Consider the following 24977-nt stretch of genomic DNA (forward strand, 5'->3'; position numbering starts at 1 on the left):
CTGACCGAGGACGTGCTTCGATTTCTCTGCAAGCGACTCGATCTGCAGCTTACCGGCTATCCTCAGTCGGAGGGCGTGCACGCCAAAAAGGTAGCGGTGCCATTTGCGCAGTTGGAGACGGCGCTGTGGGCATACAAGAATCGTCACGAGAATCCTCGGACAGAGATAACGTTCAGCTTTCTCCGCAACGAAGTTCAGCTAGTCCTCTACGAAACGAGCGTGCCATCAGACCCGAAGGTCGAGGTGCTTTTGGGAGCCAGAGTCGAGGCGGTCGACGGCGCGAACACTGCCGATGTTAGGTCGCCTCGAACCACAACGAACACGGCTAATGGTGACCAGAACGCGGCTCCGGACGACAGCACTGCCCGAAAACCGTTGAAGCCGACTTATACCCCGGAGCTATGCGTTAAGTGGCTTGACATTCGCGTCGCCGGCTTGCCTCCCGGCGAGCCGCCTCCGAGCCGGGAAGACTGCTATGCGGACGCCCGGGCATTCTTCTCTGGTCCTATCCATAAGCAAAGCTTCTTCAAACTCCGGAAGGCGAAAACGCCGGAGTCTTGGAACCGGCAGGGACCACGGGGTCCCTACCGCAAAAAACCACGGAAATGACAAGTTCTGGGCCTGCTAAGGCATTGTGATTGCTGGAATATCTACCCCGGCCGGGCTAAATTAAAATAATTCAAAAACATTTCGCCGGCACGCATCAGCCCACATAAGAACGAGGTCGCCCGGCGCATCCCGCGCCGTTTCTCGATGAGGCGACCTCATGGACAAGCTCACTACACAGCGCGCTGCTGAACCAGCGTCATCTATTCCCCTCACCTTACGCCACATGACGCAGCTCGACTTGGCGCGTCGCTGGCGCATCAGTCCGCGCACACTGGAGCGGTGGCGGTCGCTTCGCCAAGGGCCCCCGTATCTAAAGCTGGGCGCGATCGTCACCTATAGGGTCGAGGATATCGAAGCCTATGAGGCAGCGCAGCGGAGGTCCGCATGAAGGACGCCGCATCGGCCGCCGCCATGAGCGATCCGCGGCGGAACCCATCCTTCCGGCGCCGCTGGCGAGAGCAGTTGGATTACCCGACGTCCTCAGAGACCCCAACCCCAAGCCCTGAAGTGGCGCTGGAAAACACCGGCCGCGCCTTGCGGGAGCATTGGCGCCGAGAGCGGGCCAAGCGTGAAGGAGTGTCATCATGACCGCGAACGCTCAAACACAGCGCGAGGCGCCCGCTGGGTCTGACCAGAATTACACCTGCACCTTCGGCATCTTCAACCAGACGACACCTTGGGCCGACGTCCGAAGCTACTCGTGGCTGGAACTCGGCGGCCTCCTCAGCGACCACCAAATCGGTCCCAAGGAGGGCAGCTGCATCGTCCCAGCCGTGTTCTCCGGCATTCGGCGGAGCAACGCAGATGCGAGGCGGATCGAGCTGGTCTTCCTCGATATCGATGACGGGACAACTCGGAGGGAGATCGCCGCAGCGATAGCCGCGAAAGGCTATGCGGCGATCATCACCTCGACCCACTCGCACATGACGACCCGCACTCGAATCCGACGGAGCAACTGGGAGAAGTTCCGAGCCGCAGCTGCCGACCCTACGACGGCTCCAGCCGACTTTCTCATGGTCGAGAAGGGTTACCTACCCCGCATCGCCGCAGGTGCGACTCTGGTCCAGGAGGATGCCGAATACATCGTTTTCGAACACCAGCCCTGTCCAAAATTCCGAGTAGTCATACCGCTGCTCCGCCCCTGGGAGGCGGCCAACTACCGGAACCAGCAGGAAGCCAACGAAGTCTGGAAAGAACAGGTCGAAGCGCTAGCCGCTTCACTCGGCCTCCAGATCGACCAAGCCTGCACGGACACGTCTCGAGCGTTCTTCATGCCGCGCCGTCCAGCTGATGGTCCACTGCCCGAGACTGCGATCCTGGACGGCACCGAGTGCGATCTCTTCGCTCTGCCCAAGGCTGGGCCGAGCAGGGGCAGGCAACAGGGGCGCTCCAAGCGGAGCTCGATGGGGCTGCCTCCAGACGAGTTCCAATACGTCGACCCGCGAACGGGTCAGGTCCACGACCTGGCGGCGTGGGCGTCGGAGCTGGGACCACGCTTCCAGATCGTCGATGCGCTGCAAGCACGCTCTCCAGTTGTCTTCACCGGCAAGGTGGTCGAGGGAAAGCATCATCTCCGCTGTGTGAACGAGCACGCCCACAGCCAAGCTGGGACCGATGATGCCACGTTCGTCAAGAACGCAAGCGACAGCACTAGTCGCGGCTTCGTCTATCATTGCCGACATGCCCACTGCGATGGCGTGGACCGACTGATCTTCGTGCGGCAAATGCTGGACGCTGGATGGCTCACAATCGACGACCTGACCTGCGACGCCTTCCTTCTACCCGCCGGCGATGAGGGTGGTGAAGCGAACCTATCACCGGAGTTCTCAGACGACAGCGTGGCCTTGGCGCTCAGTGTGCTGCTGAACGGGCAGGCGCTCTATGTGGCTGGTTGGAACCGCTGGTTGTTCTGGGATGGAAGTCGCTGGATGGCAGACGAGACCCTGCACATCTTCAGCCGAGCGCGTGAGCTGTGCCGCGGCGTCGCTGGCACCGCGAAGGCCGGCGGCAAAAGCGGAGCAGCGGTTGCCAAGCGGCTCGTCAGCGCAAATACGATCGCGGCAGTCGAACGTCTTGCGCGCTCAGATCCGAGACATGCACGAAAGACTGGCGACTTCGATGCCGATCCTTGGGCACTCAACACGCCTAGCGGCGTAGTCAACCTGCGCACGGGAGAGCTGCGTCCGCACCGCCGGGATGACCTAGTCACCAAGGTGACTTCGGTCGGACCAGGAGGGCGGTGTCCACGGTGGCACCGCTTCCTTCTTCAGATCACCCGACGCGATAAGGCTGTGATTCGCTACCTACAAAGATTTATTGGCTACACTCTGACTGGGGTGACCGACGAGCATGCCTTCGTTTTTCTCTTCGGTCCGGGCAAGAATGGCAAGAGCGTTCTGCTGAGCACCATAGCTGCCATGCTTGGGGATTATGCGAAAGTGGCGATGGCTGACGTGTTCACTGTGGGGAGTGGCGAGCAGCATCCAACGCACCTGGCTGCGCTGCGCGGCGCACGCCTCGTTCTCGTGACCGAAACCGCGCAGGACCGGCCTTGGGCGGAGGCGCGCTTGAAGGCGCTCACCGGTGGGGATCGCATCACCGCCCGTGTTATGCACGGCGACCCCTTCGAATTCACGCCACAGTTCAAACTCTGGATTGCGGGCAATCACCGGCCAGCACTCCGGAACCCGGACGCAGCCATGCGTCGGCGGTTGCACTTGGTCCCGCTTACCTACGTCCCAGCCGTCCCAGATCCCTCGCTTGCGGAGACCCTGCGGGCGGAGCTCCCTGGTATCCTTGCCTGGGCAATTCGCGGCTGCTTGGACTGGCAGCAGCAAGGCTTGAATCCACCTCCAGTGATCAGGTCGGCGACCGACAGCTATTTCGAAGACGAGGATACTCTTGCAGAGTGGGTAAACACACGCTGCCTGCTTGATCCGAAGGCCGAAACCGGGACCCGCGTGCTGTTCTCCGACTGGAAGGAATGGTGCTCATCCCGGAACGAGGAGCCTGGGACTGAAAAGCGGTTCAGTGAGGCTCTCGAGCGCCATGCGGTCAAGAAGCGGACGAACACCGGCGCTGTGTTCAAGGGCCTGAAGCTCTTGCCGTCCGACACCGGCGTCTGGTGACGCAGACCCGCTGGTGACGGGTGGTGACGGGTTGTCCCTATATCTCCGTATATGCGTGTTGCAGTAATTGCGTTGCATGTTTGGTCGACCCCTGTGCGCGTACATATACGGTTAAATAGGGAGAACCCGTCACTACCCGTCACCAGCAACGATAACCGACACATCCCACGCGGGTCAGCTTTTCGTGCTCGCTCAGGCTTTCTGTGAAGTGCGGGAGCTTTCGTAGTAGAGCGAAAGGGAAGGTTATTGTTCCTTGCAGTCGTGGCAGGCATAGTTGGCGTGCGCTGCCTGCACTGCGGCGCTTCGTCCCGAGGACGCCGCCATGCCTCTCCGTTCACCGCTGCACCGCTCTGAAGCTTGGAAGCCATCGGCTTCTGGCTTTCGGCGCGAGGGCAACGCCAGCAGCACGGCACGCGGGTACGGCGAAGATTGGCGGCGGCTACGTCTGCAGGTGCTGGCTGAGGAGCCACTGTGTCGGATGTGCCAGGACGCCGGTCGTGTCACGGCAGCGACAGAGGTGCACCATATGCGCGGGTTCCACGGCATCCACGACCCGCTGCGGCTCGACCGACGCTGGCTCAAGCCGATCTGCCGCCCCTGTCACCGACGAGAGTCGCAGCGCGACGGGGTGGATGCGCGACCATGACTGCGCTGAGCGCGATGGGGGAGGGGGTGTCAAAGTCGACGCCCTTCGGCGCCGTGACCGAGCCCCCGCTGAATTTCTTTGCTTGCGAAATTACCGACCGGGGCCGTTATGAGCCATATCGCCCAGACCTGGCCCGCTAACGCCGTCGAGCGCCGCTCTGTCGGCAGTCTCATCCCCTACGCCCGGAACGCCCGCACCCACAGCGACGCGCAGGTAGCCCAGATCGCCGCCAGCATCCGCGAGTGGGGCTGGACGACACCGGTGCTGGTCGACGAGGAGGGCAGCATCATCGCCGGCCACGGCCGCATCCTCGCCGCGCGGCAGCTCGGCCTCCCTGAGGTGCCGGTCGTGGTCGCCCGCGGCTGGAGCGACGCTCAGAAGCGCGCCTACGTGCTAGCCGACAACAAGTTGGCCCTGAATGCCGGCTGGGACGAGGCGCTGCTGCGGGCCGAGCTTGCCGACCTTCAGGGCATGGGCGCCGACCTGTCCCTGATCGGCTTCGGCGACAACGAGCTCACCTCGCTGCTGGTCGAGGGCACCGCCGGCCTCACCGACCCCGACGCCGTGCCAGAGACGCCTGCCGAGCCGGTGACGCGCCCTGGCGACGTATGGCTGCTCGGGCGGCATCGGCTGGCGTGTGGTGACAGCACTACCCCGGAGGCCGTCGCAGCCGCTCTGGGCGGCGTCCAGCCGCATCTGATGGTCACCGACCCGCCCTATGGCGTCGAGTACGACCCCGCCTGGCGCAACCGTGCCGGCCTCAGCACCACCCGTCGGACAGGAGCAGTGGCCAATGACGACCGAGCCGACTGGCGCGACGCCTGGGCGCTGTTTCCGGGCGAGGTGGCCTATGTCTGGCATGGCGCCCTCCACGCCGGTGCCGTGGCCGAGAGCCTCACCGCCTGTGGCTTCGAGATCCGCGCCCAGATCGTGTGGGCCAAGGATCGGCTGGTTCTCGGCCGCGGTCATTACCATTGGCAGCACGAACCCTGCTGGTACGCTGTCCGCAAGGCTGCTGGCGGCCACTGGGCGGGCGACCGCAAGCAGACGACCCTCTGGCAGATCGCCAGCCGCGGTCAGGATGCCGAGACGGTGCACGGCACCCAGAAGCCGGTCGAGTGCATGCGCCGGCCGATCGAGAACAACTCCAGCCCCGGCCAGGCGGTTTACGAGCCCTTCAGCGGCTCGGGCACCACCCTGATCGCCGCCGAGATGACGGGCCGGTCATGCCACGCCATCGAGCTCTCGCCGGCCTACGTCGACGTGGCCGTGCTGCGGTGGCAGGCGTTCACCGGCCAGCAGGCTGTTCGAGAGGGCGATGGCCTGCCGTTCCCCACCGCTGAGGCGGCCTGAGATGCGCGGCCGCAAGCCCGTCCCGACCGAGTTGCACAAGCTCCGCGGCACCCTGAACGCCACCCGCCACGGGAAGAGCCGCGCCGGCGAGCCCGAGGCCACCGGCGACCTGCTGCCCGAGCCGCCAGCCTGGATGACCGAGGCGCAGCAGGCCGGCTGGCGCTACGCCCTCGAGCACGCGCCGCGTGGCCTGCTGAAGCAGATCGACCGCGGGCTGCTGGCGATCTGGGTCGAGGCTGAGGCGCGCTACCGCACCGCGGCCACGATGCAGGCGCAGCTCGACCAGAACACCAGCCTGCCGCTGCTGACGAAGACCCGGGACGGCACGCCGGTGCAGTCGCCCTACATCGGCATCATGAACCGCGCAGCGGCGCTGATGATCAAAGCCGCCTCGGAGCTCGGCTTCTCGCCCGCGGCTCGACCCCGCCTGGCAGCTGGTGCTCAGGAGCCGGCCGAGGAGCAGTCCCCCTGGAGCCAGCTGAAGGTGATCCATGGCGGCAAGGACGCTGGCTAACCATGCCGTAGCTGCCCCGCAGGGCGTCGCTGAGGCGGTCGCCTATGCCGAGGCGGTGGTGGGTGGCGCCATCCCGGCCGGGCGGCTGGCAGTGCTCGCCTGTGCGCGCTTCTTGCGTGACAAGGCCGCGGCCGAGGCAGGGCAGGGGCCCTGGGCCTTTCGCCCTGATTTGGTCGAGGCAGCGCTGCTGTTCGCCGGGCAGATGCCGAACATCAAGGGCCCAGAGGCCGGCCAGCCGTTGCGGCTCATGGCGTGGCAGAAGCTGGTCTTCGCCAACCTCTTCGGCTTCGTCGAGCGAGGCACCACCACGCGCCGGTTCCGCCAGGCGGTGGTGTTCGTCCCCCGCGGCAACGGCAAGACGACGCTCGCCGCGCCGATCGCGCTGTACCTGACCTTCGTCGAGGGTGAGGGGGGTGCTGAGGGCTATGCTGCGGCGGTGACGCGGGATCAGGCCCGGATCCTGTTCGATGCCGCCCAGCAGATGGCGAGGAGAACAGGGGCTTTTCGCCAGGCCTTCGGGGTCGGTGTCGGCGCCAATGCGCTATACCAGGAGGCGACCGCGTCCAAGTTCGCCCCCGTCTCCTCGGACGCCAAGGCGCTGGACGGCCTCAATGTCCAGGTGGCGGTCTGCGATGAAATCGCCTCGCACAAGACGTCCGAGGTCTATGACGTGCTGCTGACCGCCATGGGCAAGCGGCGGCATCCGCTGTTGCTGTCCATCAGCACGGCGACCGGCAACACCACGGGCATCGGCAAGCAGCTCTGGGACTACGGCGTCCGGGTGCTGGAGGGCGCCCAGGAGGATGAGCGGCTGTTCACGCTGATCTATGCCGCCGACCCGGAGGATGACCCCTGGGACGAGGCGACCTGGATCAAGGCGAACCCGAGCTGGGGCCAAGCGGTGCAGCCGGACGCCATCCGCGCCATTATGAAGCAGGCGCGGAACAACCTAGCGCAGGAGACCGCCGCCCGGACTCGACACCTGAACATCTGGTCCGGGGCCGATGAGGCGCTGTTCTCGATGCGCGCTTGGCAGACCTGCCGCAACCCCGACCTGCGCCTGGAGGAGTTTGAGGGGCAGGAGTGCCACCTCGGCCTCGACCTTGCCAGCCGCACCGACTTGGCGGCGCTCGCCCTGGTCTTTCCCCAGACCTGCCGGGAGATCGGCAAGACGACCTATGCCGCCTTCGCCCGCTGCTACCTGAACGAGGAGGCTGTGCTCGAGGCCCGCAATGCCGCCTACCCCGGCTGGGCCGCAGCCGAGCACCTCGTGCTGACACCCGGCAACGAGACCGACTTCCAGGCCATCGAGGACGACATCCTGGAGCTCAGACGCCGCTTTCGTATCGTGAGCGTTGGCTATGACCCTTGGCAATCGACGCAGCTGGCGCAGCGGCTCCGGGCGCAGGACATCGAGATGGTCGAGTTCCGCTCGACAACCGCGAACTTCTCGCCGGCGATTATCGAGCTTGACGCTGCCATGCGCTCGGGCCGCCTCCAGCATGACGGCAACCCGGTGCTGGAGTGGTGTATCGGGAATGTCGTCGGCAAGGCGGACCGGCGAGGCAACCTCTACCCGACCAAAGCGCGCCCGGAGCAGAAGATCGACGCAGCCGTGGCGCTGATCATGGCGGTTGGTCGGTCGATGACTGAGCCGGAGCAGTTCACCAGCATCTTTGAGCGGGCGGAGTTGTGGCAGGCGTGAGGCAATATGGGAGTAGCAAACGGAGTTATAGACGTAGTGATTAGCAGGACCTCTCGTTCAGCAGTAAAGCAATATCTTAAATAAGATTTACACGCATTAGAGACAAATTTCTTTTACTTGTTTGCGAATGGCTTGCTTAAGAGCAGCGTTTTGGGGCGCTGGAAAACTCCATGTTGCCAGAATGTTGCTTTGATAAAAGCTAAGGACAGACCTTCAGCAGTGTTATGCTTTTTTGTCGTGCGCTTGATGGAGGCGGGCAATGACCGTTAAATGGAATGGAGTTCCAGATAAGCCTGAATGCAGTGGATGGCATTGGGTGGAGGATGCAACAGGATTGCGCCCACTGCTTTGGCGAGGGGATGACTGGCCTGAGAAGGCTGACTGCCGCGAGTGGCAAGACGGCACAATCATCTGCTCACCATCGGACATGTGTGGTGATCGGTACTTCGGGCCAGTGACCATGCCCGAGGTTGTAGCTAGCCGCTTCAGGGCGACATACATCGCTCAGCCCACGTTGAGAGGCTCAAATCTTTGGACAAGCCTGCTAAGGCTGTGAAGGGCCGCGTGCGCGTACCCAGGTGTAAGCGCCAACGGTAGCTTTCGCCAAATTGTATACGAAACAGAACTCTCTTGCTACTTCTTGGTTTGAATACGGTGCGATGCCGTGCCGTAAGCCAGGGAGAGCATACCTTATGACGTTCGTTGGTCCATCGACAGTTGCTGACCAACCTCGTGTTTCGATAAAACATCAAACGGACCCAAGGGCACAAATGTCAGAACGGCTTCCGGCTGTTGTCCAGCCGTTCCTGACTTGGCTCACGGCGAGACCAGCGCCCGGTGAGACCGCGTCACCTCGCTCAGCTAGCAGTTTTGTCGTGAGTGCGTTGGCTTGGATGCTAGTGGGTTGCGGCTTAAGCTTGTGCCCACTGCTACTTGTCGAGCCTCCTTATTGGGTATGGCTTCTGCTACCTCTTGGCCTCCTTGCCACAAGCTGCGGCCTTGGGATTTTTCAGGTGATCATTTTTCATCACTGTTCCCATGGCACAGTTTTTCGTACGCGTGAGCGCAATCGCCGAGTTGGAAGGCTTATCTCAGCGCTGCTTCTCTTCAAAAGATTTGATGATTACCAGCGTGAGCACATGCTGCACCACAGCCCGAAAAAGCTGCTCACTGAAGAGGATGAGTTTGCCGACTTTGTGCTCGGCCTGTGTGGGTTAGAGCCAGGCATGCCGAAGCGAGAGGCATGGAGACGTATTGGCACGAACCTCGTCTCGCCCGTCTTTCACTCGCGGTTCCTCCTTCGTCGTGTTCGGGCCAGCCTATTTACTGGGGACAAGGCACACGACCTCGTTGGGCGTATCACTTGGGGTTCCCTCTTACTCGTTGCAGCTGCAACAGGTACATTGTTCGAGTTGTCAGTCGCGCTGGTCCTGCCCGTTACCATCCTGCTGCAGGCTGCGACGGTCCTCCGGATCCTATGTGAACACCGCTTCCCAGAAGCAGACCTGATCTCCACGCGCGACCGAGCATTTGTCTGCCACGCGACAACCGGCGTGTTCCCCGGCGTCTCGCCCCCAGAGATGAGCGCCTCGACCGTTGCAAGCGTGCTTAGCTGGGCAATTTGGTGGTCTAAGATGCTTACTGTTCACCTCTTTGCTCGGATTTTCGTACTGGTCGGTGATGCGCCTTGTCACGACTTTCATCATCGCAGGCCGGCTACGCGCCGTTGGACCGATTACATCCATGCGCGGCAGGAGGACCTCGAAGCGGGTTCTCCAGGCTTCCCGAGTGGCTACTTCGAGTCATGGGGGCTTTTTCAGGCAATCGACAGCAATCTTGCATCCCTTGCTGCCACAGCCCGGGACGCTATTCGCCATTAGCCCAGACAGCTAACGCGCTTCTCTGACGAAAAGCAGCCTTTCCCCGACGATGCATGCCGCAGCCCGAAGTTGCGGCTTGAGGACTTCGAGGGCAGGAGTGCCATCTCGGCCTCGACTTCGCCAGCCGCACCGACCTGGCGGCACTGGCCCTGGTCTTCCCGCAGGCCTGCCGCGAGACGGGGAAGACGACCTACGCCGCCTTCGCCCGCTACTACCTGAACGAGGAGGCTGTGCTGGAGGCGCGGAATGCCTCGTACCCGGGCTGGACAGCGACCGAGCACCTCGTGCTGACGCCCGGCAACGAGACCGACTTCCAGGCGATCGAGGACGACATCCTGGAGTTCAGCCGTCGCTTCCGGATCGTCAGTGTCGGTTATGATCCATGGCAATCGACGCAGTTGGCGCAGCGGCTTCGGGCGCAGGACATCGAGATGGTGGAGTTCCGCTCGACTACGGCGAACTTCTCGCCGGCGATCATCGAGCTCGATGCCGCTATGCGCTCCGGCCGCGTCCAGCATGACGGCAATCCGGTGCTGGAGTGGTGCATCGGCAACGTGGTCGGCAAGCCGGATCGGCGGGGCAACCTCTACCCGACCAAGGCGCGACCGGAGCAGAAGATCGACGCCGCCGTCGCGCTTATCATGGCGGTCGGACGCTCGATGACTGAGCCGGAGCAGTTCACCAGCATCTTTGAGCGGGCGGAGTTGTGGCCGGCGTGAGGCGATGAACCTAATGGGTCACTTGTCTCAAGACGCGACATTCCTGACGGTGTCTCTCGGGGATCGAATTGGGCAAGCCACGGCGACCGGTAAGAACAATCCAACGACGATGCGGGCTTACCTAGCGACGTCTCAGCTCATGACAAGGAAGATCGTTGCGGAAAATTAGCGCTTGAGTTGCGCGGCTATATAAACTTATGGTCGCTTAACATTATCAAAACTCTCGCTGAGAGAGTGTGCACTAAAACATCCTAGGGGCGAGCCCATGCCGGACACCGTGATCCCAACTGCCTTCGAGGCATACTTCCTGCAACTTGTAAATCAGTCGCGCGTGCAGGCGGGGGTCAAACCACTCGCCTTCGATGGCGAGTTGGTCAGTGCCTCCGGAACCCACAGCGAATGGATGATCGCGCAGGACGTGTTCTCCCACACAGGCGTCAACGGGAGTTCGCCAGGGGACCGCATCAACGCCGCCGGCTACGGGGCGTCAACCTGGGGCGAGAATATCGCCTATATTGGTGGGTCAGGAGCGGCCACTCTAGACGAGGCCGACGTGCAACAGCTGCACACGAACCTCATGAACAGCCCGGGGCACAAAGCCAACATCCTGAGCGCCAACTTCACCGAAGTCGGGATCGGCCTGGTCCAGGGTGACTACAATGGCCGTCCAGCGGTGATGGTCACAGAGAACTTCGGTCGTCCGAACTCGACCGAGGCCGCTGAACCGGACGAGATCACCCAAGCGCCAACCCCGACCACCCCGGCGCCTACGACGAAGCTGCCAGTGTCCCTGAGCGCGGGCACGGGCTCTGACACTCTTGTCCTGAGGATCGCCCAGGATCACTACCAGGGCGACGCCCAGTACACGGTCAGCATTGATGGCCGTCAGATCGGTGGCACCTTCACCGCCTCGGCCCTGCATTCAGTTGGCGCTGCTGATACCCTCACCCTCAGGGGTGATTGGGCCGCGGGTGCCCACCGGGTGGAAGTGAAATTTTTCAATGACGCATGGGGCGGAACCGCGACCGCCGACCGCAATCTCTATGTCGAGGGCGCAACCTACAACGGGAAAGCGGTCAGCGGTGCCGATCTGGACCTGATGAGCGCCGGAACCGCGGCATTCAGTTTCACCGAAGTCAGCACCGCTCCAACGTCAACCCCAGACAAGTCCGGTGTGATATCGATGGAGGCATACTTCCTGCAGCTCGTGAACGCGTCGCGGGCTGAGGTGGGGGTGAAACCGCTCGCCTTCGACGCCGAGCTGGTCAAGGCGGCGGGCGCGCATAGCGATTGGATGCTGACCGCGGATGTATTCTCGCACACCGGGGCCAATGGCAGCACCGTCGGTGACCGCATCAAGGCAGCTGGTTACGGCGCAACAGCCTGGGGCGAGAACATCGCCTACATCAGCGGGTCCGGAGCGGCGACGTTGGACGAAGCCGACGTGCAGCAGCTGCACAACAACCTTATGAACAGTCCAGGCCACAAGGCCAATATCCTGAATGCGAACTACACCGAAATCGGGATCGGTTTGACGCAAGGTAACTATAACGGACGAGCGGCCATCTTCGTGACGGAGGACTTCGGGCGCCCCAACTCCACTGAGGCCCTCGAGACGGATGGCTGGTTCATCTGAACTGTGCCCACGAAGATGCCTGGCCAGGAGATTGGCAAGGCTTTGCAGGTGTGCAGTAAGCAAACGCAGCACCGCTCCACTTCGAACGGTAGGACAATCAGATGGCCATCTCATGTGGCCATCCGGGAAGTGCCCAGAATAGCCCATCTCGAGGCAGCTGACCCACTAGTGAACGAGATCTGGGGTTCGGTACCCTAGGGCGCTCTCCTCCATCGTGGTGCTGCTCGGCCGGTCTCAATCCAAGTCCGGGTTGGAGGCGGGGCGCCGGCTAAAGTAAGCTGCCGAAGCGGATGGAAGGACGAGGCAGATGCCTAGGATCAGCCGGTTTAACCCAAAGGAGCTGCATGCGCCGCTCGGGCGGTACTCGCACGTGGTCGGCGTTGCGCCGGGGTCACGGCGCGTCGTGCTTTCAGGACAAGTCGGAGTGCGGCCGGACGGATCCGTCTCGGAGGACGCGGGCGAGCAGGCCGCGCAGGTGGTCCGGAACATTCAAGCCGCTTTGACCTCCGAGGGGCTAACAGCAGCGGACATCGTCAAGGTCACGATCTACCTTACCGATCGCGCCGGCATCCCAGCGTGGCGGGCGCATCGAGAGACCTTCCTCGGCGAAATGGAGCCCGCTTCCACCCTGCTGCTCGTCGCCGGCCTTGCCGACCCGCGCTTTGTCATCGAGGTAGACGTGGAGGCTGCCGGCTAAGTGTCCATCCGGGAACAGATTGAATGATCTGAATCGGTTGTGATTGGCTCTTAACGGCGATGGCCGGAAGAAGAGCGTGCATGTGGACACCCGAGAACCGGCCGAAATACGACCGCAGCAAGCTCCGCTACCCGAGTGATCTGACCGACGAGGAGTGGTCGATGATCAGCCCTTTGATCCCGGGTGCGAAGGGCGGCGGCAACAAGCGGACGATCGACGTGCGCGCGGTGCTGAATGGGGTGATGTACATCCTGAGCACCGGCTGCCAATGGGCGGCGCTGCCGAAAGACCTGCCGCCGCGGAGCACGGTGAACGACTACCTCCGGCGCTGGGATGAGGACCGGACGCTCGACCGCATCCACTACGCGCTCTACGTGCTGTGCCGGGAGCAGGCTGGACGCGAGGCCAGCCCGACGGCGGCAATCATCGATAGCCAGAGCGTGAAGAGTGCGGAAAAAGGGGGCGCTGCATCGACCCCTCGGGCTACGACGCGGGCAAGAAGATCAAAGGCAAGAAGCGGCACGTCCTGGTCGACACCCAAGGTCTGCTGATGCAGGCCATCATCCACGCCGCCGACATCCAGGACCGCGATGGTGGCGTGCTGCTGATGGGCTCGCTGTTCGGCCTCTACCCCTTCCTGCTGAAGCTCTACGCCGACGGCGGGTACCAGGGCGCCAACTTCCAGGCCGGACTGCGCACGACTTGTCGCCAGATCAACCTCGAGATCGTCAAGCGGTCCGAGTTGCGCAAGTTCGTCGTGCTGCCGAAGCGGTGGATTGTCGAGCGCTCCATCGCCTGGCTCAATCGCTGCCGACGATTGGCCAAGGATTGGGAGTGCCTGAACCGTCGCGCGCTTGCCTTCCTGCGCTGGGCTTCCGTCCGTCGCATGCTCCGAAGGCTATGTCAGAAAACCACATGATCCCGGACGGACTCTAAGCCGCCGTTGCAGCTCGTCTCGCTTGTGCAGCACATTCGACGGAGATGGGTAGGAAGTCGTCAGACCACGCGGGTGAATTTTGAGCCGCGGCTACTGCCGGCTGAGTGGCACAGTCAGGCTTACGGACATCACCGTGGCGAGGCAGGCGGTGTTTCGTAGTAACCCGCCTGCGCTGTTCACCACCAAACAATGGCCTCCGATCGATAGTGAATAAAGGAGGCTTGCTCTCGCACTAATCATTGACTCCGTCGCTCATACGGTTTGGGAAAACATGCACTCGGTAGAGCTATTCGAACTGATCGTCGGCATGTTCCTGGCGGTCCTCGTCTTACAGTACGTAGCTCTCCGCTTGAGGCTGCCGCCAGCGGTTGCTCTTCTCCTGGGTGGCGGCGCGCTTGCCTTCGTTCCTGGTCTCCCAACCGTAGAACTTGATCCGGAACTGGTGCTGGTCATCTTCCTTCCGCCGCTCCTAATGGATGGCGCTTGGTTTACGGCACTGGCCCCGTTCCGCCGCCATCTCGGCGGTATAACTTCGCTCGCGGTCGGCGCGGTGCTGTTCACAGCGGCGGTCGTTGCAGTGGTTACGAAGCTGGTCCTGCCAGATCTCCCTTGGGCAGCATGCGTCGCCTTGGGCGCTATCGTCTCGCCGCCTGACGCCGTTTCAGCCAGAGCAGTCCTGCAACGCGTGAAGCTGCCGCGTCGGCTTGGTACTCTTTTGGAAGGCGAAAGCCTCCTCAATGATGCGACAGGGATCGTGCTGTTTCGATTTGCGGTGGCGGCCGCTGTCACCGGAGCCTTCAGTCTCGGCGAGGCGGTAGGCAGTTTTGCTGTCCTTGTAGGCGGCGGAATCGTAGTCGGTGGCGTCATCGGAGCGGCCTGGGTTCTGCTGCTCCGCCGCCTCGGTGACGACCAGCTGATGATTGCTGCCTCTGTGCTGGTGTGCTGGGCAAGTTATCTCGCTGGCGAGAAGCTGCATGCTTCGGGCGTCATTGCAACCGTGACGGCGGGTCTGGTTTGTGGCTGGTACCAGCACGTCATTCTGACAGCGAGCGTCCGTATCCGTGCCCTCTCGTTCTGGCAGGTGATGATTTCCCTGCTCGAGGCGGCCGTGTTCGTCCTGATTGGCCTATCGCTGCGTGGAGTGATCGACCGTGTCGGCGGGATCAGTGTCGTCATAGAGGACATGGCGTGGTCGGTCGCGGCAATCATTGCCGCCGTCACGCTCGCCCGCTTCGCTTGGATCTTTGGCTCGGACGCTATCCTAGGACTTCTAAATCGAGCAGGTTGGCGTGGGGTGGAGCCCCTGGGTTCGCGGGCCGCATGCGTGATGAGTTGGGCGGGGATGCGCGGCGTGGTGACGCTTGCGGTGGCATTATCCCTGCCCGAAACCATGCCAGGACGCGACCTGATGCTGGTAGCGGCGTTTGCCGTCATCCTAGTGACAGTGATCCTTCAAGGCATGACGCTTGGTCTTGTGATACGCATAGCTGGGCTTCAGGAAGACGAACGCAGTAAGCCGCCGCTCGATCTCTTTGCTGCAGAGGTTGCCATGCTCAAGGCGCAGTTCGTCGAGGTCGAGCGTATGGCCTACGCGTCAGACGGTTCGCTTCTCCACCCGCGCCTGCTCGACAGCTATCGGCGGCGGGCGACTCTCTCAGCGGAGTTTCTTGGAAGCCCAGAGGAACGTGACCAAAGTATCGCTGCCCACTACGATGTCATCCTTGCCGCCGTTGCGGCCGGACGTGCCGAGCTCGTCCGCCTTCACCGGGCGCGGCAGATCGACGACGAAACGCTTCACGACCTAGAGCGTGATCTCGACCTTGAAGAGCTCATTGCAATCGCGGCAAAGGGTTGATCTACGTTCCTTAGATTTGGCGGCGCATCGGTGTTGGCGGAGGTCGGGAGGACTGCTGCGGTTGCCCCAGCCCTGGTCAACGATAATGGTAACGCGCTCTACTGCGGACGCGACGAGGAGAAACCGTCATGGCGCTGTTGATCTATGGGCTGGACATCGGTGAGGTCGGCAGCGCGCAAAGCTGGCGCGAAACGCTCGCTGAGCTGCTGCCTGACATGGAGGTCCGCATCTTCCCAGATGTCGGGGACACGTCAGAGATCACTTATTTGACCTTCATGCACCCAGACCTCGACGCGATCCCGCCGCTGCCGAATCTCAAGGCGATGTTTAGCCGCTCCGCCGGTGTCGAAGCCTTTGTCGACCAACCGAGAATGCCCAATGTGCCGCTTGGAAAGATCGAGCCGGCAGGCGGTGACCCGATGATGACAGAGTACGTGCTCATGCATGTGCTGCGTCTGCACCGCGAGATGCCCCTCTATGAGCAAGCGCAAGCCAGGCGCGAATGGCTGCGCCAACCCATCAAGCGGCCCGACGCGCGTCGCATTGGTTTTCTGGGCCTCGGGCTGATGGCACGAGCGCCGGCGCTAGTGCTGAAATCGCTTGGCTTTCCGGTCTCGGCCTGGGTGCGCAGCCCTAAGCCGGACGCCGAAGTCCCAATTTCCCACGGTCGGGGCCAGTTGGAAGTTTTCCTGCGACAGACCGATATCGCGGTCTGCCTTCTGCCACTGACTCGTGAGACCGAGGGTATACTCTGCGCAAGCACTTTCTCGCAGATGCCGCAGGGGGCGATGGTCATCAACCTTGGGCGTGGCAGACATGTCGTCGATGCCGACCTGGTTGCCGCACTGGATTCTGGGCAACTCAGCCATGCCGCGCTCGATGCGCTGTATCCCGAACCACTGCCGCCCGACAGTCCGTTATGGCTGCATCCGAAAGTGACCATAATGCCGCATGTCGCCCGGCGGCCGACGGTCCGCCAACTCGCCTCTGAGATTGTGGCGAATATCACAAGCTTCGAAGCTGGCGGCGGCCTTCTGCAGGAAGTCGACAAGGTGATGGGGTACTGAAGAGGGCGGTGGGCCGGCCACCGCCCTCGCTACGTCTAATGCTCAGCTCGCCGCTCAACGTGAACATTCAATGCAGCATCACAGCAAGACCACGTATTAGCTACTCGGCCTGTAAGTCGCGGTCCGAAAGCCTCAATCTGCGATGGCGCCATAGACAAGCGCGTTGAGCACGCGGCGGTAGTGCTGCCGTATCAGCCCAGGCGTGCTCGCCATAAATACCACGGCAAGATCTTCCTTTGGATCGACCCACATGGCAGTGCCATAAGCGCCATTCCAGGTGAACATCCCAGGGCTACCGAGCACATCCGAACCGCCCTCACGCCGCACTGCCACGGTGACCCCAAAGCCGAAGTTTGTCAGGTGAGGCTCGGTTGTTGGTACACGGTTGGCGATCTCCGAATGAAGGTGATCGCGCGTCATCTCCTCAACGCTCTTGCGCGAAAGCACCCTCCTGCCCTCGAGGGTGCCGCCGTTCAGCAGCATCTGTGCGAAACGAATATAGTCAGCTGCTGTCGAGACGGCCTGACCGCCGCCGCCCTCAAAGCCTGACGCGACAAGGCCGACCCGCATCTCCTGCGGTTGGCCGGTCAGCGGGTCTGTTGGCAGCGGCGTAGCGTACCGGCTGCGCTGGCCTTCGGGCACTACAAAGCCTGTGTCCTGCATCCCGAGCGGCCTTAGAATACGGTCGGCCATTGCTTCGCCGAGCGACTTGTCGGTGCGCTCCTCGATCACGAGGCCCAGCACGTCGATGGAGAGGCCGTACTCCCAATACGTACCGGGTTGGTGCAATAGCGGGAGCTTCGCCATGGCGGCAATGAAGTCCGAGCCGCTCATCCGCGCGTAGCCGCCCAGGGTGCGTTGCCAAAGCTGATGGGCCGCGGTGTTGCCGCGGTTGCCGTACACGATTCCCGATGTATGACGGGCGAGATCGATCAACCGGATCGGGCGCTCGGCGGGCACAGTCTTTTCGGGATTGCCGTCAGCGGCCACTCTCATGCTGCCCAGAGCTGGGAAGAACCGGCTGACAGGGTCGTTCAGCGAGAGGCGGCCTTCCTCCAGCACCGACATCAGCGTGGCCCCGGTCAACACCTTGGTCATGCTGGCGATTGGGAAGATGGCATCCCGCGGCATCGTTCGCGTACGGTTACCATCCTGAAACCCGAAGGCCTCATAGTAGGCTAGCTTGCCACGGCGAGCGATGGCGACAACGGCGCCTGGCATTCGCCCTTCGCGCACTTCTGTCTCAATCGTGGTGCCAATGCGGGCCAGCCGTTCGGGTGAAAGGCCGACGCTGTCCGGCGGCACAAGGGGCAGCGGGTCGGCTGCAAGCGCCGGCAGGCTAAATAGCATCAACGTTGCAAAAAGTAGTTTGTTCATGAATTCATTCCCTCCAGCAGAAAGCGTAGCCCGCCATCTATGAGGATTCTACGTCTCTCACTGGCCGCGGTGGAGGATTGCGAAAGCTAGCGGCGATAATGCTCGGGCGCTCACCTGCTGTGCTTCCAGCGCGAGCCCGCTCTGGCCCCGTTCGGGGTCGAGACCCGATATAGCCCAGTTGCGAGCTTAGCAGCGCCGTGCAGCGTCGGCCGCATCAGCCTGCCTCCGGATGCGGTAGACGGTGTAGCTGCCCTTGGCGCCCTCCTTGCCGGGGCCAACCTGTCGGACCCGCTTGGCTGCTTCGACCGCGAGGCCCTGACGCTTCTTTAGCCCGGCGAAGAAGCCGCGAACCGTGTGGGCTTGCCATCCGGTGGCTTCGGCGATCTGGGTAACGGTGGCGCCTTCCGGCCGGCGCAGCATGACGAGCACCTGCTGCTGCTTGGTGCTCTCACGCGGCTTGCGAGGTTGGGCAGGATCGCGCGCCGTCCGGGTGAGCTTGCCGGCGAGGGCGGCCCGCAACGCGGCGACCGCATCGGGAAGGTGCACCTCTCGGGCCTCCGCATTGTTCCAGGCGGCCAGCACGGCCTCCGCTGCGGCGCGTAGCCCCTGCCGGGTCGGGAGCGCTGGAGAGGCCTCAGTGGGTGCAGCGAGCGGCTCCTGGGCGGGCAGAGCGGTCTTTTGCGCCTTAAGCGTGTCTGGGGCCGTCGTAAGGGCTTCTGCCGAGGTGCCCCCGTGGACGGTCCCGACAGCAGCGCGCAGCCCCGCTTTGGCCAAGCGGTAGTGTGCCGAGACGCTGTTCACCTTCCAGGTCATGTTCTCATCCGGCGCCTTCATCGCTGCCGGCTCGATAAAGCCTTTGGCGAGGAGGCTCCGGCGGATGGCGTCGCGCGGCGCCGGTGCGAGCCGGGCCGGCGGGGTCACGAGGTGCTGCGGGTGCTGTAGCGCGGCAGCGAGGATCGCAGCTTGCGTTGGGGTAGGCATCATGGCGGGCTCCTGGTCAGCCGGGTGCTACTGCCCAAGGCCCCGCCTCAAGGGTGGTCGGGGCAACGCGCTGGCGATCACCCTCTGCGCGCGTGCCACACTTCGCTCAACGTCAGCGCGGAGGGAAGCAGAGAAGCGCTGGCTCAGCCAACAATGCGTTTGCCAATCCGGCATCGTTGGCCAAACGGGCCAATCAGTCGTCCTATCGGTCGCCTGGGGGTAATCTTGTTGCTGGATGGCAGCGCAAGTAGGACACTGCGTCCAGTGATACTGCTCACCAGCGGTCAGTCAAAAAGGAAAGTCGATGACGGGCACCGCCGTGACCACAGACACCCAATCTCCAACTGCCTCGGAGCCGAGCCTCCACAGGGTCATAGGGCCATGGCTACTCCTGCTCTTTATCGTAGGGGATATTCTTGGCACCGGCATATATGCCCTGACAGGCCAGGTGGCGCGGCAGGTCGGTGGTATCGTCTGGCTTCCCTTCCTTGCCGCATTTGTCGTCGCGCTGATTACTGCGTTCAGCTACCTCGAGCTGGTTACCAAATATCCCAAGGCGGCAGGCGCCGCTCTATACACCCACAAGGCTTTTGGCATTCATTTCGTCACGTTTATCGTCGCTTTTGCGGTGATGTGCTCTGGCATCACTTCAGCCTCAACAGCTTCGCGCGCTTTCGCTGCCAATATGTCAAACGTCTTCGGCCTAAGTCTCTCGAGCGGTGCCGGCATTACACTGCTTGGGCTAGGCTTCATGGCCCTTGTAGCGGTCGTCAATTTTCGCGGTGTTGGTGAGAGCGTCAAAGCAAATGTTGTTCTCACCTGCGTGGAGCTTAGTGGTCTGCTCATCATCATTGTGATCGGCTTTTGGGCGATCGGGTCCGGCCAAGGCGATGTGGCACGTGTCGTGCAGTCTAAAAGTGGCGACACCGGGATGTTTTGGCCGGTTGTGGCAGGCACTACACTCGCTTTTTTTGCTATGGTTGGCTTTGAAGACGCAGTCAACATGGCCGAAGAGTGTAAGGATCCCGTTCGTCATTTTCCAAAGGTACTGCTTACCGGCCTTACTATCACGGCGCTGATTTATGTGCTTGTGTCAGTCTCGGCAATCACCCTGGTTTCCCCTGAGCGGCTTGGTGAAGGCGAGACGCCACTCCTCCAGGTGGTTGCGGCAGGCGCGCCGAGCTTTCCACTCTGGATCTTCGGCATTATTACGATGTTCGCGGTGGCAAATAGCGCACTGATCAATATGCTAATGGCAAGTCGTTTGATTTACGGCATGAGCCGTGAGCATGTGCTGCCTTCGGTGCTTGGTAAGGTGCACCCAACGCGGCGCACCCCTTACATTGCCATTGCGTTTACGACGTGTCTTAGCTTCGGCCTTATTATTTTCGTCGGTGAGGTGCCGGCGCTCGGTGGAACTACAGCACTGCTTCTGCTCTGCGTTTTTACGGTGGTCAATGTCGCCGTGCTAGTACTTCGCCGGGATGCGGTCGATGGAAAGCATTTCACGACGCCGACATTTTTGCCAGTGTTAGGTGCAGCGTCATGTGCGTTTCTTGCTGGTCCCTGGACAGGGCGCGATCCCGTGCAATATCGCGTGGCCGGTATCCTACTTGCCATAGGTGTCGTGCTTTGGTTCGTCACCATGCTAGTCAACCGTTCCGTCAGCACAAAGCCGGCGATCTGCTCTCCAACTGAGTAGTGGCATGGTTGGGTGACTTGCTCGTACCAACAGATCCTTCGCGCAGAGGGTCTGGTAACGATTCTTTGGCGATGCTTCAGGTCAGCACGGAAGCCCGCACCGTGTGGGCCTGCCACCCCCTGGGCCTCGGCGATCTGGGCGACCGTCGCGCCTTCCGGCCGGCGCAGCATAGCGAGCTCCTGCTGCTGTTTGGTGCCCTCGCGCGGCTTGCGCGGGCCGACGGTATGGGATGTCGGGGTGGGTTTCTCCAGGATGGTGCGGAGTGCGGCGATGGCTGCCGGCAAATCCGTACGCTCGCTAGCTCCGTCGTCCCAAGCTGCCAAGACACGGCGGGCGGCATCGCGCAGATTAGGGTGCAGGGCGGGCGCCTCGGCGCTGGCAGGCAGTTCCAGGGGCTCCAGAGCCGTAGGCGCCGCCAGTGGTGCGCTATCAGCCTCCTGGGACACGTTGTAATGGGCAGCATCGGTGTTGGGCCGCGTCGCGATAGCATTCGGCGCGGTGCCGATGGCTGCCAGGCCCGCCTCAGTGATGCGCGGCATGAGCTGGATGCCATCCTGCTGCTGCCAGTGCGGGCCGGTGAGGTCGTCAGGCGCCGCGCACTGCTCAACGTAGCCCTGCTTGAGCAGGCTGTTCAGCACCGACCGGCAGGCGGCGACGGGCAGCTTATCTGGCGGCGCGGCGACGCGAAGCGGGTGCTGGGTGGCCTTGGAGAGGATGCTGCGGGCAGTGTCGGAGAGGGCCATCAAAGGGTTTCAGGGTTCGGCACCCGATCAGCCGGGTGCTACCGCCCAGAGCCCCGCCGAGAAGCCGGTCGGGGCGGTGCGCCCACAGTTATCACGGCGCGTGACCGACCATTCGCTCTAAAGGCTAACCGAGTGAAGCGAGTAATGTGATCAGCTACCGATGTCCGATTGCTGCGTGTCTGTCCTTGGTGTGCGCCGCCCTTGAGGCCAGGCTAACCATATTGCGTTTGCTTGGAGCCGCTCCCCAGGTGTCTGTCAGAGGCTCCCAGACGGCGCGCAGATTCTCGTGACAAGCTCGATCCATTCGCCTAAAGGGCTCTGCTTCGCAAGGATTCGCGTTCATGTCTAAGAAGTTCCTCACTGACGTCATCGTCCAGTCAACCGAAATGCCGGCGGTGGCAGCCAACCAGTTGGCGGCAGACCTCATCGCGGCGATCAAGACCGAGATTGTCGGAACTGGGCGCTTCACTCTGCCGGACTTTGGTGCCTTCGTTGCCCGTGAAACCCCGAAGCGCACCGCCCTGAACCCGCGCACGGGTGAGAAGGTTGCGGTCAAGGCGGGCGCGACCGTTAAGTTCAAAGCCAGCCCTGCCCTCAAGGAGGCCGCCTTCGCCGGGCTGAAAAAGGCGAAGCGAAAAGCCAAAAAAGGCTAACACCAGAGGTCCGGCCTAGTGCCGCCGCCCCTGATGAGGTGACCTGACGGCCCCGGATCGCACACTCCCGTCAGGTTGTGGCACCGCGACTGGCTCCACCATGACCGGCGCAACACCGTCCTCCCGCATACGCAGGTCATCAGCCGCCTTTGGAGCAACATCGATAATCCTGCCCGGGACGTAGGGACCCCGATCCTCGATCCTGACCGTTGTCTGCTGCTGGTTCCGCAGGTTCTTAACTCGGGCGACAGTGCCGAGCGGCAAGCGCCGGCTCGCAGCAATGTTCGAGTTCGGATTGAACCTTTGACCATTGGCCATCTTCCGGCCGTTGAACTCCCGCCCATAATAGGACGCTCGCCCACGCTGAGGCCGTCCGGAATGATCAATGATCTCCCGGCCGGGTGTTATCCGTGCCCGAGACCTGCGGTGGTGACGACCGGATGAGTTCTGGGCCTGGCGGCCATTCCGCTGCATCGACTGGCTCTGCGTGGGAGATCTAGCCCCAGCGTGCACCGAAACACTACGTGGGCGCTCTTCTGCAGCCTCGGCCAGCGATACCCCCAAGCACCCGAGCAGCACGCAGATCACCAATGTACTAAGATATTTCATCGACCAGTCCCCCGACCGATCAGACGCGCGGTGCCTGACCAGGTTCAACATGCTCCTGCGAGAGACCGACGTTGCCATACGGTCGCTCATCCAGCAGGTGACGCAACGGGAGGTTCTGGCGGCAGAGATCTGCAACCCGGACCCGACAATACGGTCCGGATGATGGCACGCGTGAGCGGCAGTTCGCAGCTGCCAGACCTATGGGTCGTTCCAGCTGAAGACCTCGGAACCAAGCAAAGCGGCTGTCATCGCCGCTGCACTATGGCATCGGCCCATCGCTTCTCGACCCGATCAGGACGCACATCGTCCGACGTCCAGCTTTCCAACAGCTCGACCGGCAAACCTACGAGCGCGGCTTGGAGCGTCTCCGCAGTATGGTCTGTGAAGTTCCGCCCACCGGCGCCCCGCTCACCTCGGCCCAGTTTGAACGACATGTACCACGCACCGCGCGGCCGGAGCGCCGACGCAAGGCATGCGGCGACACCGGGGAATTTCACGGCCGGGACATGCAGCAGCGATGCGCAGGCCCAGATTCCGTCAAACTCGGCCAGCCAAGCGACGTCTTCGAAGCGCATGTGCCGGACCTCCGCCCGATTGCCGAGGCGCTCTCGCGCCAGTCGCACCATCTGGACCGACGCGTCGAAGGCCACCACCGCGTATCCGCGCTCCACAAAGGCAAGCGCATCGCGCCCGACACCACAGCCCGCGTCCAGGATCCGCCCGCCGGGCGGCAGGTGCCGAAGGAACCGATCGTACAGCGCTGACATGTCGAGATCTGCGGTGTCAGCTGCGAAGTGTGCGGCGTTGCGGTCGTAGTAGCCGATTGTATCGGCGCTTGGATCAGGTATTGCCTGCACCTCCGGCTGTCTCGTTGGGCGTGCTAGGCAAGCAATGCGGCCTTTAGACACGCCCCCCCCGCTTCATCTTGGCCTTCCGTTGTTCAGCACCGTGACCAAACGCCGGAAGAAGGGATCGATCTCCGGATCGTAGGAGGACGAGCAGCCCCAGTAATCGGTACCGAGGATCAGCTTCACCTGGTCGTAGTGCTTCATGAGGGCGGCGCCGCGGGCACGAGCACTGCCGCCCAGCGCCGAGGCGATGCGGGCCTTCCAGGGATGATTGCTGCCCATGATGTTCTCGTTCCTCGCAATCAGCTTCCGCATGTAATGCGGACCGATGAGGCGGTCCTGCTTCAGGCCATTACAGAGACCGTGGGCGAGGACGAGGTTCCAGATCTCATCGTGCTGCATTACTTGACGCGGTAGGACGTGGTCCACATGGATGTCGCCCTGCGCCATTGGCTCGCCACAGTAGAAGCAGGCGTTGCCCTGGTAGCCCTGCAGAAATGGGATGTTGGAGGTTAGGCCCCTGCGCTTATAGCCCTGGGACAGGTAGATGAGCCGCAGGTCATTGGCCAAGTCGTAGTTCTCATGACGTATGGTGAAGGCGCCCTCGAGCAGTGACCAGCGCGCGTCCAGCTCCTCCTCCAACTCGGTGCGGCTGGAGGCCGCGACCGCGTGTAGCGCATCAGTCAGTTCAAGCGTGCGGTTGAAATCGAACCGATAGAAGGTTCCCGAGAACGTCGCGTCGCCGCCAAGGTTGTGAAAACGATAAATGACATTATCGAACGCCGTGAGGCCGGTCTCCCCTTACCGCTTGGTCGAGCGACAACTTGCCTACCTGCATGTCGGCGACGATGCGCTCCATTTTGGTGCGCCGCGCTGGGTTGGACTGTTGCGGCATGGGGTCGCCTGCTGCCAACCGCTGTAGATATTGTTGCAGGAATTCGTGCGAGAGGACCTCCCAGGGAACCGTGGTGTAACCCCGTTCGGATAGGCTCAGCAGGGTCCTGCCGAGGGCAATTTTGTACGTGGCTTGATTCAGGCCGTAGAGGATCAGCGCCTTCCACTGATCCTGTTCACTGAAGTCCTGTATGTCGTTGAAGAGGCCCAACCCGGCTCGATGAGCGAGCAATTTCTCACCTTGGCGCTGTGGCGCAACTGCTCCGCGCTATATGTCTCGGCGGACTGCAATTTAAGGGCGGCTGCGGCGCGGAGAACCTGATCGCCAGACACCAGCACGGCGGGCCGCCTGCTGGTATCGGATTGGAAACAGCTGGGGCCGTGTTTCACGCAGGAGCAGGGTTCCGTGACGGGCCGCCAGCAA

General features: G+C 62.4%; 19 protein-coding genes and 1 pseudogene. 14 read left to right on the top strand and 6 right to left on the bottom strand.

The genetic code is table 11. The features are described from left to right. The first annotated feature begins 1193 nt into the window (after positions 1–1193). From LH62_RS28250 to LH62_RS11325, 12 genes and pseudogenes are all read left to right on the top strand, one after another. On the top strand, positions 1194–3737 hold the full coding sequence (locus LH62_RS28250) for a phage/plasmid primase, P4 family (RefSeq protein WP_052214199.1): 2544 nt from the start codon (positions 1194–1196) through the stop codon (positions 3735–3737). Between the two features lie 478 nt (positions 3738–4215). Continuing rightward, entirely contained in the window at positions 4216–4383 is a 168-nt protein-coding gene (locus LH62_RS32695) for a hypothetical protein (RefSeq protein WP_160299819.1), read from the top strand. 108 nt (positions 4384–4491) lie between these two features. Further along, entirely contained in the window at positions 4492–5736 is a 1245-nt protein-coding gene (locus LH62_RS11280) for a site-specific DNA-methyltransferase (RefSeq protein WP_043361336.1), read from the top strand. Between the two features lies 1 nt (position 5737). Continuing rightward, positions 5738–6250: a phage terminase small subunit P27 family gene (locus LH62_RS28255; protein ID WP_052214201.1), complete on the top strand. Its 513-nt coding sequence runs from the start codon at positions 5738–5740 to the stop codon at positions 6248–6250. Further along, the gene (locus LH62_RS11290; RefSeq protein WP_043361338.1) at positions 6228–7955 is read left to right on the top strand and encodes a terminase large subunit; all 1728 of its coding nucleotides are present in this window, start codon (positions 6228–6230) and stop codon (positions 7953–7955) included. The genes LH62_RS28255 and LH62_RS11290 overlap by 23 nt, the downstream gene beginning before the upstream one ends. 893 nt (positions 7956–8848) lie before the next feature. Beyond that, positions 8849–9835, top strand: coding sequence for a fatty acid desaturase (locus LH62_RS29235; protein ID WP_255360016.1), 987 nt, complete (start codon positions 8849–8851; stop codon positions 9833–9835). Between the two features lie 95 nt (positions 9836–9930). Next, positions 9931–10554, top strand: a pseudogene (locus LH62_RS11295) (terminase TerL endonuclease subunit); the annotation flags it as partial. Between the two features lie 265 nt (positions 10555–10819). Further along, positions 10820–12190 (top strand): CAP domain-containing protein, encoded by a 1371-nt coding sequence (locus tag LH62_RS28260; protein ID WP_052214205.1) that lies wholly within the window; start codon positions 10820–10822, stop codon positions 12188–12190. Between the two features lie 307 nt (positions 12191–12497). Continuing rightward, the gene (locus LH62_RS11305; protein ID WP_082012492.1) at positions 12498–12887 is read left to right on the top strand and encodes a RidA family protein; all 390 of its coding nucleotides are present in this window, start codon (positions 12498–12500) and stop codon (positions 12885–12887) included. Positions 12888–12967: 80 nt separating this feature from the next. Continuing rightward, positions 12968–13806, top strand: a protein-coding gene (locus tag LH62_RS29240; protein WP_144404448.1) for an IS5 family transposase whose coding sequence is annotated in 2 segments (ribosomal slippage) — positions 12968–13355 and positions 13355–13806 — 840 coding nt in all. Because the reading frame shifts where the segments join, the coding sequence is not laid out codon by codon here. 289 nt (positions 13807–14095) lie between these two features. Then, complete coding sequence (locus LH62_RS11320) at positions 14096–15679, top strand: Na+/H+ antiporter (protein ID WP_043361346.1); 1584 nt, start codon at positions 14096–14098, stop codon at positions 15677–15679. Between the two features lie 128 nt (positions 15680–15807). Continuing rightward, a complete protein-coding gene (locus LH62_RS11325; RefSeq protein ID WP_043361348.1) occupies positions 15808–16746 on the top strand; it encodes a glyoxylate/hydroxypyruvate reductase A in 939 nt (312 codons plus the stop codon). Between the two features lie 132 nt (positions 16747–16878). Here the strand turns inward: LH62_RS11325 and LH62_RS11330 are convergent, their stop codons facing one another. Both LH62_RS11330 and LH62_RS28265 read right to left on the bottom strand, forming a co-directional pair. Then, positions 16879–18123, bottom strand: a complete 1245-nt coding sequence (locus tag LH62_RS11330; protein WP_043361351.1) for a serine hydrolase — start codon at positions 18121–18123, stop codon at positions 16879–16881. Positions 18124–18309: 186 nt separating this feature from the next. Continuing rightward, on the bottom strand, positions 18310–19107 hold the full coding sequence (locus LH62_RS28265) for a DUF3489 domain-containing protein (RefSeq protein WP_052214214.1): 798 nt from the start codon (positions 19105–19107) through the stop codon (positions 18310–18312). 301 nt (positions 19108–19408) lie between these two features. On the opposite strand from LH62_RS28265, the gene LH62_RS29245 reads away from it, so the two are divergent. Beyond that, positions 19409–20806, top strand: a complete 1398-nt coding sequence (locus LH62_RS29245; RefSeq protein ID WP_082012493.1) for an APC family permease — start codon at positions 19409–19411, stop codon at positions 20804–20806. Positions 20807–21890: 1084 nt separating this feature from the next. Further along, on the top strand, positions 21891–22202 hold the full coding sequence (locus tag LH62_RS11340) for an HU family DNA-binding protein (RefSeq protein WP_043361353.1): 312 nt from the start codon (positions 21891–21893) through the stop codon (positions 22200–22202). 15 nt (positions 22203–22217) lie between these two features. On the opposite strand, the gene LH62_RS29250 is transcribed toward LH62_RS11340, so the two are convergent. The 4 genes from LH62_RS29250 to LH62_RS28275 all read right to left on the bottom strand — a co-directional run bounded on the left by LH62_RS29250 (position 22218) and on the right by LH62_RS28275 (position 24764). Next, the gene (locus LH62_RS29250) at positions 22218–22901 is read right to left on the bottom strand and encodes a septal ring lytic transglycosylase RlpA family protein (RefSeq protein ID WP_369796758.1); all 684 of its coding nucleotides are present in this window, start codon (positions 22899–22901) and stop codon (positions 22218–22220) included. Between the two features lie 155 nt (positions 22902–23056). Further along, the gene (locus LH62_RS11345) at positions 23057–23578 is read right to left on the bottom strand and encodes a bifunctional 2-polyprenyl-6-hydroxyphenol methylase/3-demethylubiquinol 3-O-methyltransferase UbiG (protein WP_201445469.1); all 522 of its coding nucleotides are present in this window, start codon (positions 23576–23578) and stop codon (positions 23057–23059) included. A gap of 153 nt (positions 23579–23731) precedes the next feature. After that, positions 23732–24301, bottom strand: coding sequence for an HNH endonuclease domain-containing protein (locus LH62_RS28270; protein ID WP_052214216.1), 570 nt, complete (start codon positions 24299–24301; stop codon positions 23732–23734). Positions 24302–24431: 130 nt separating this feature from the next. After that, positions 24432–24764 carry a hypothetical protein gene (locus tag LH62_RS28275; protein ID WP_052214218.1) on the bottom strand — a complete coding sequence of 111 codons (333 nt, stop codon included), beginning with the start codon at positions 24762–24764 and terminating at the stop codon, positions 24432–24434. Positions 24765–24977: the final 213 nt, after the last annotated feature.

The sequence above is a fragment of the Belnapia sp. F-4-1 genome (assembly GCF_000802185.1).
In the GTDB taxonomy this organism is placed as follows: domain Bacteria; phylum Pseudomonadota; class Alphaproteobacteria; order Acetobacterales; family Acetobacteraceae; genus Belnapia.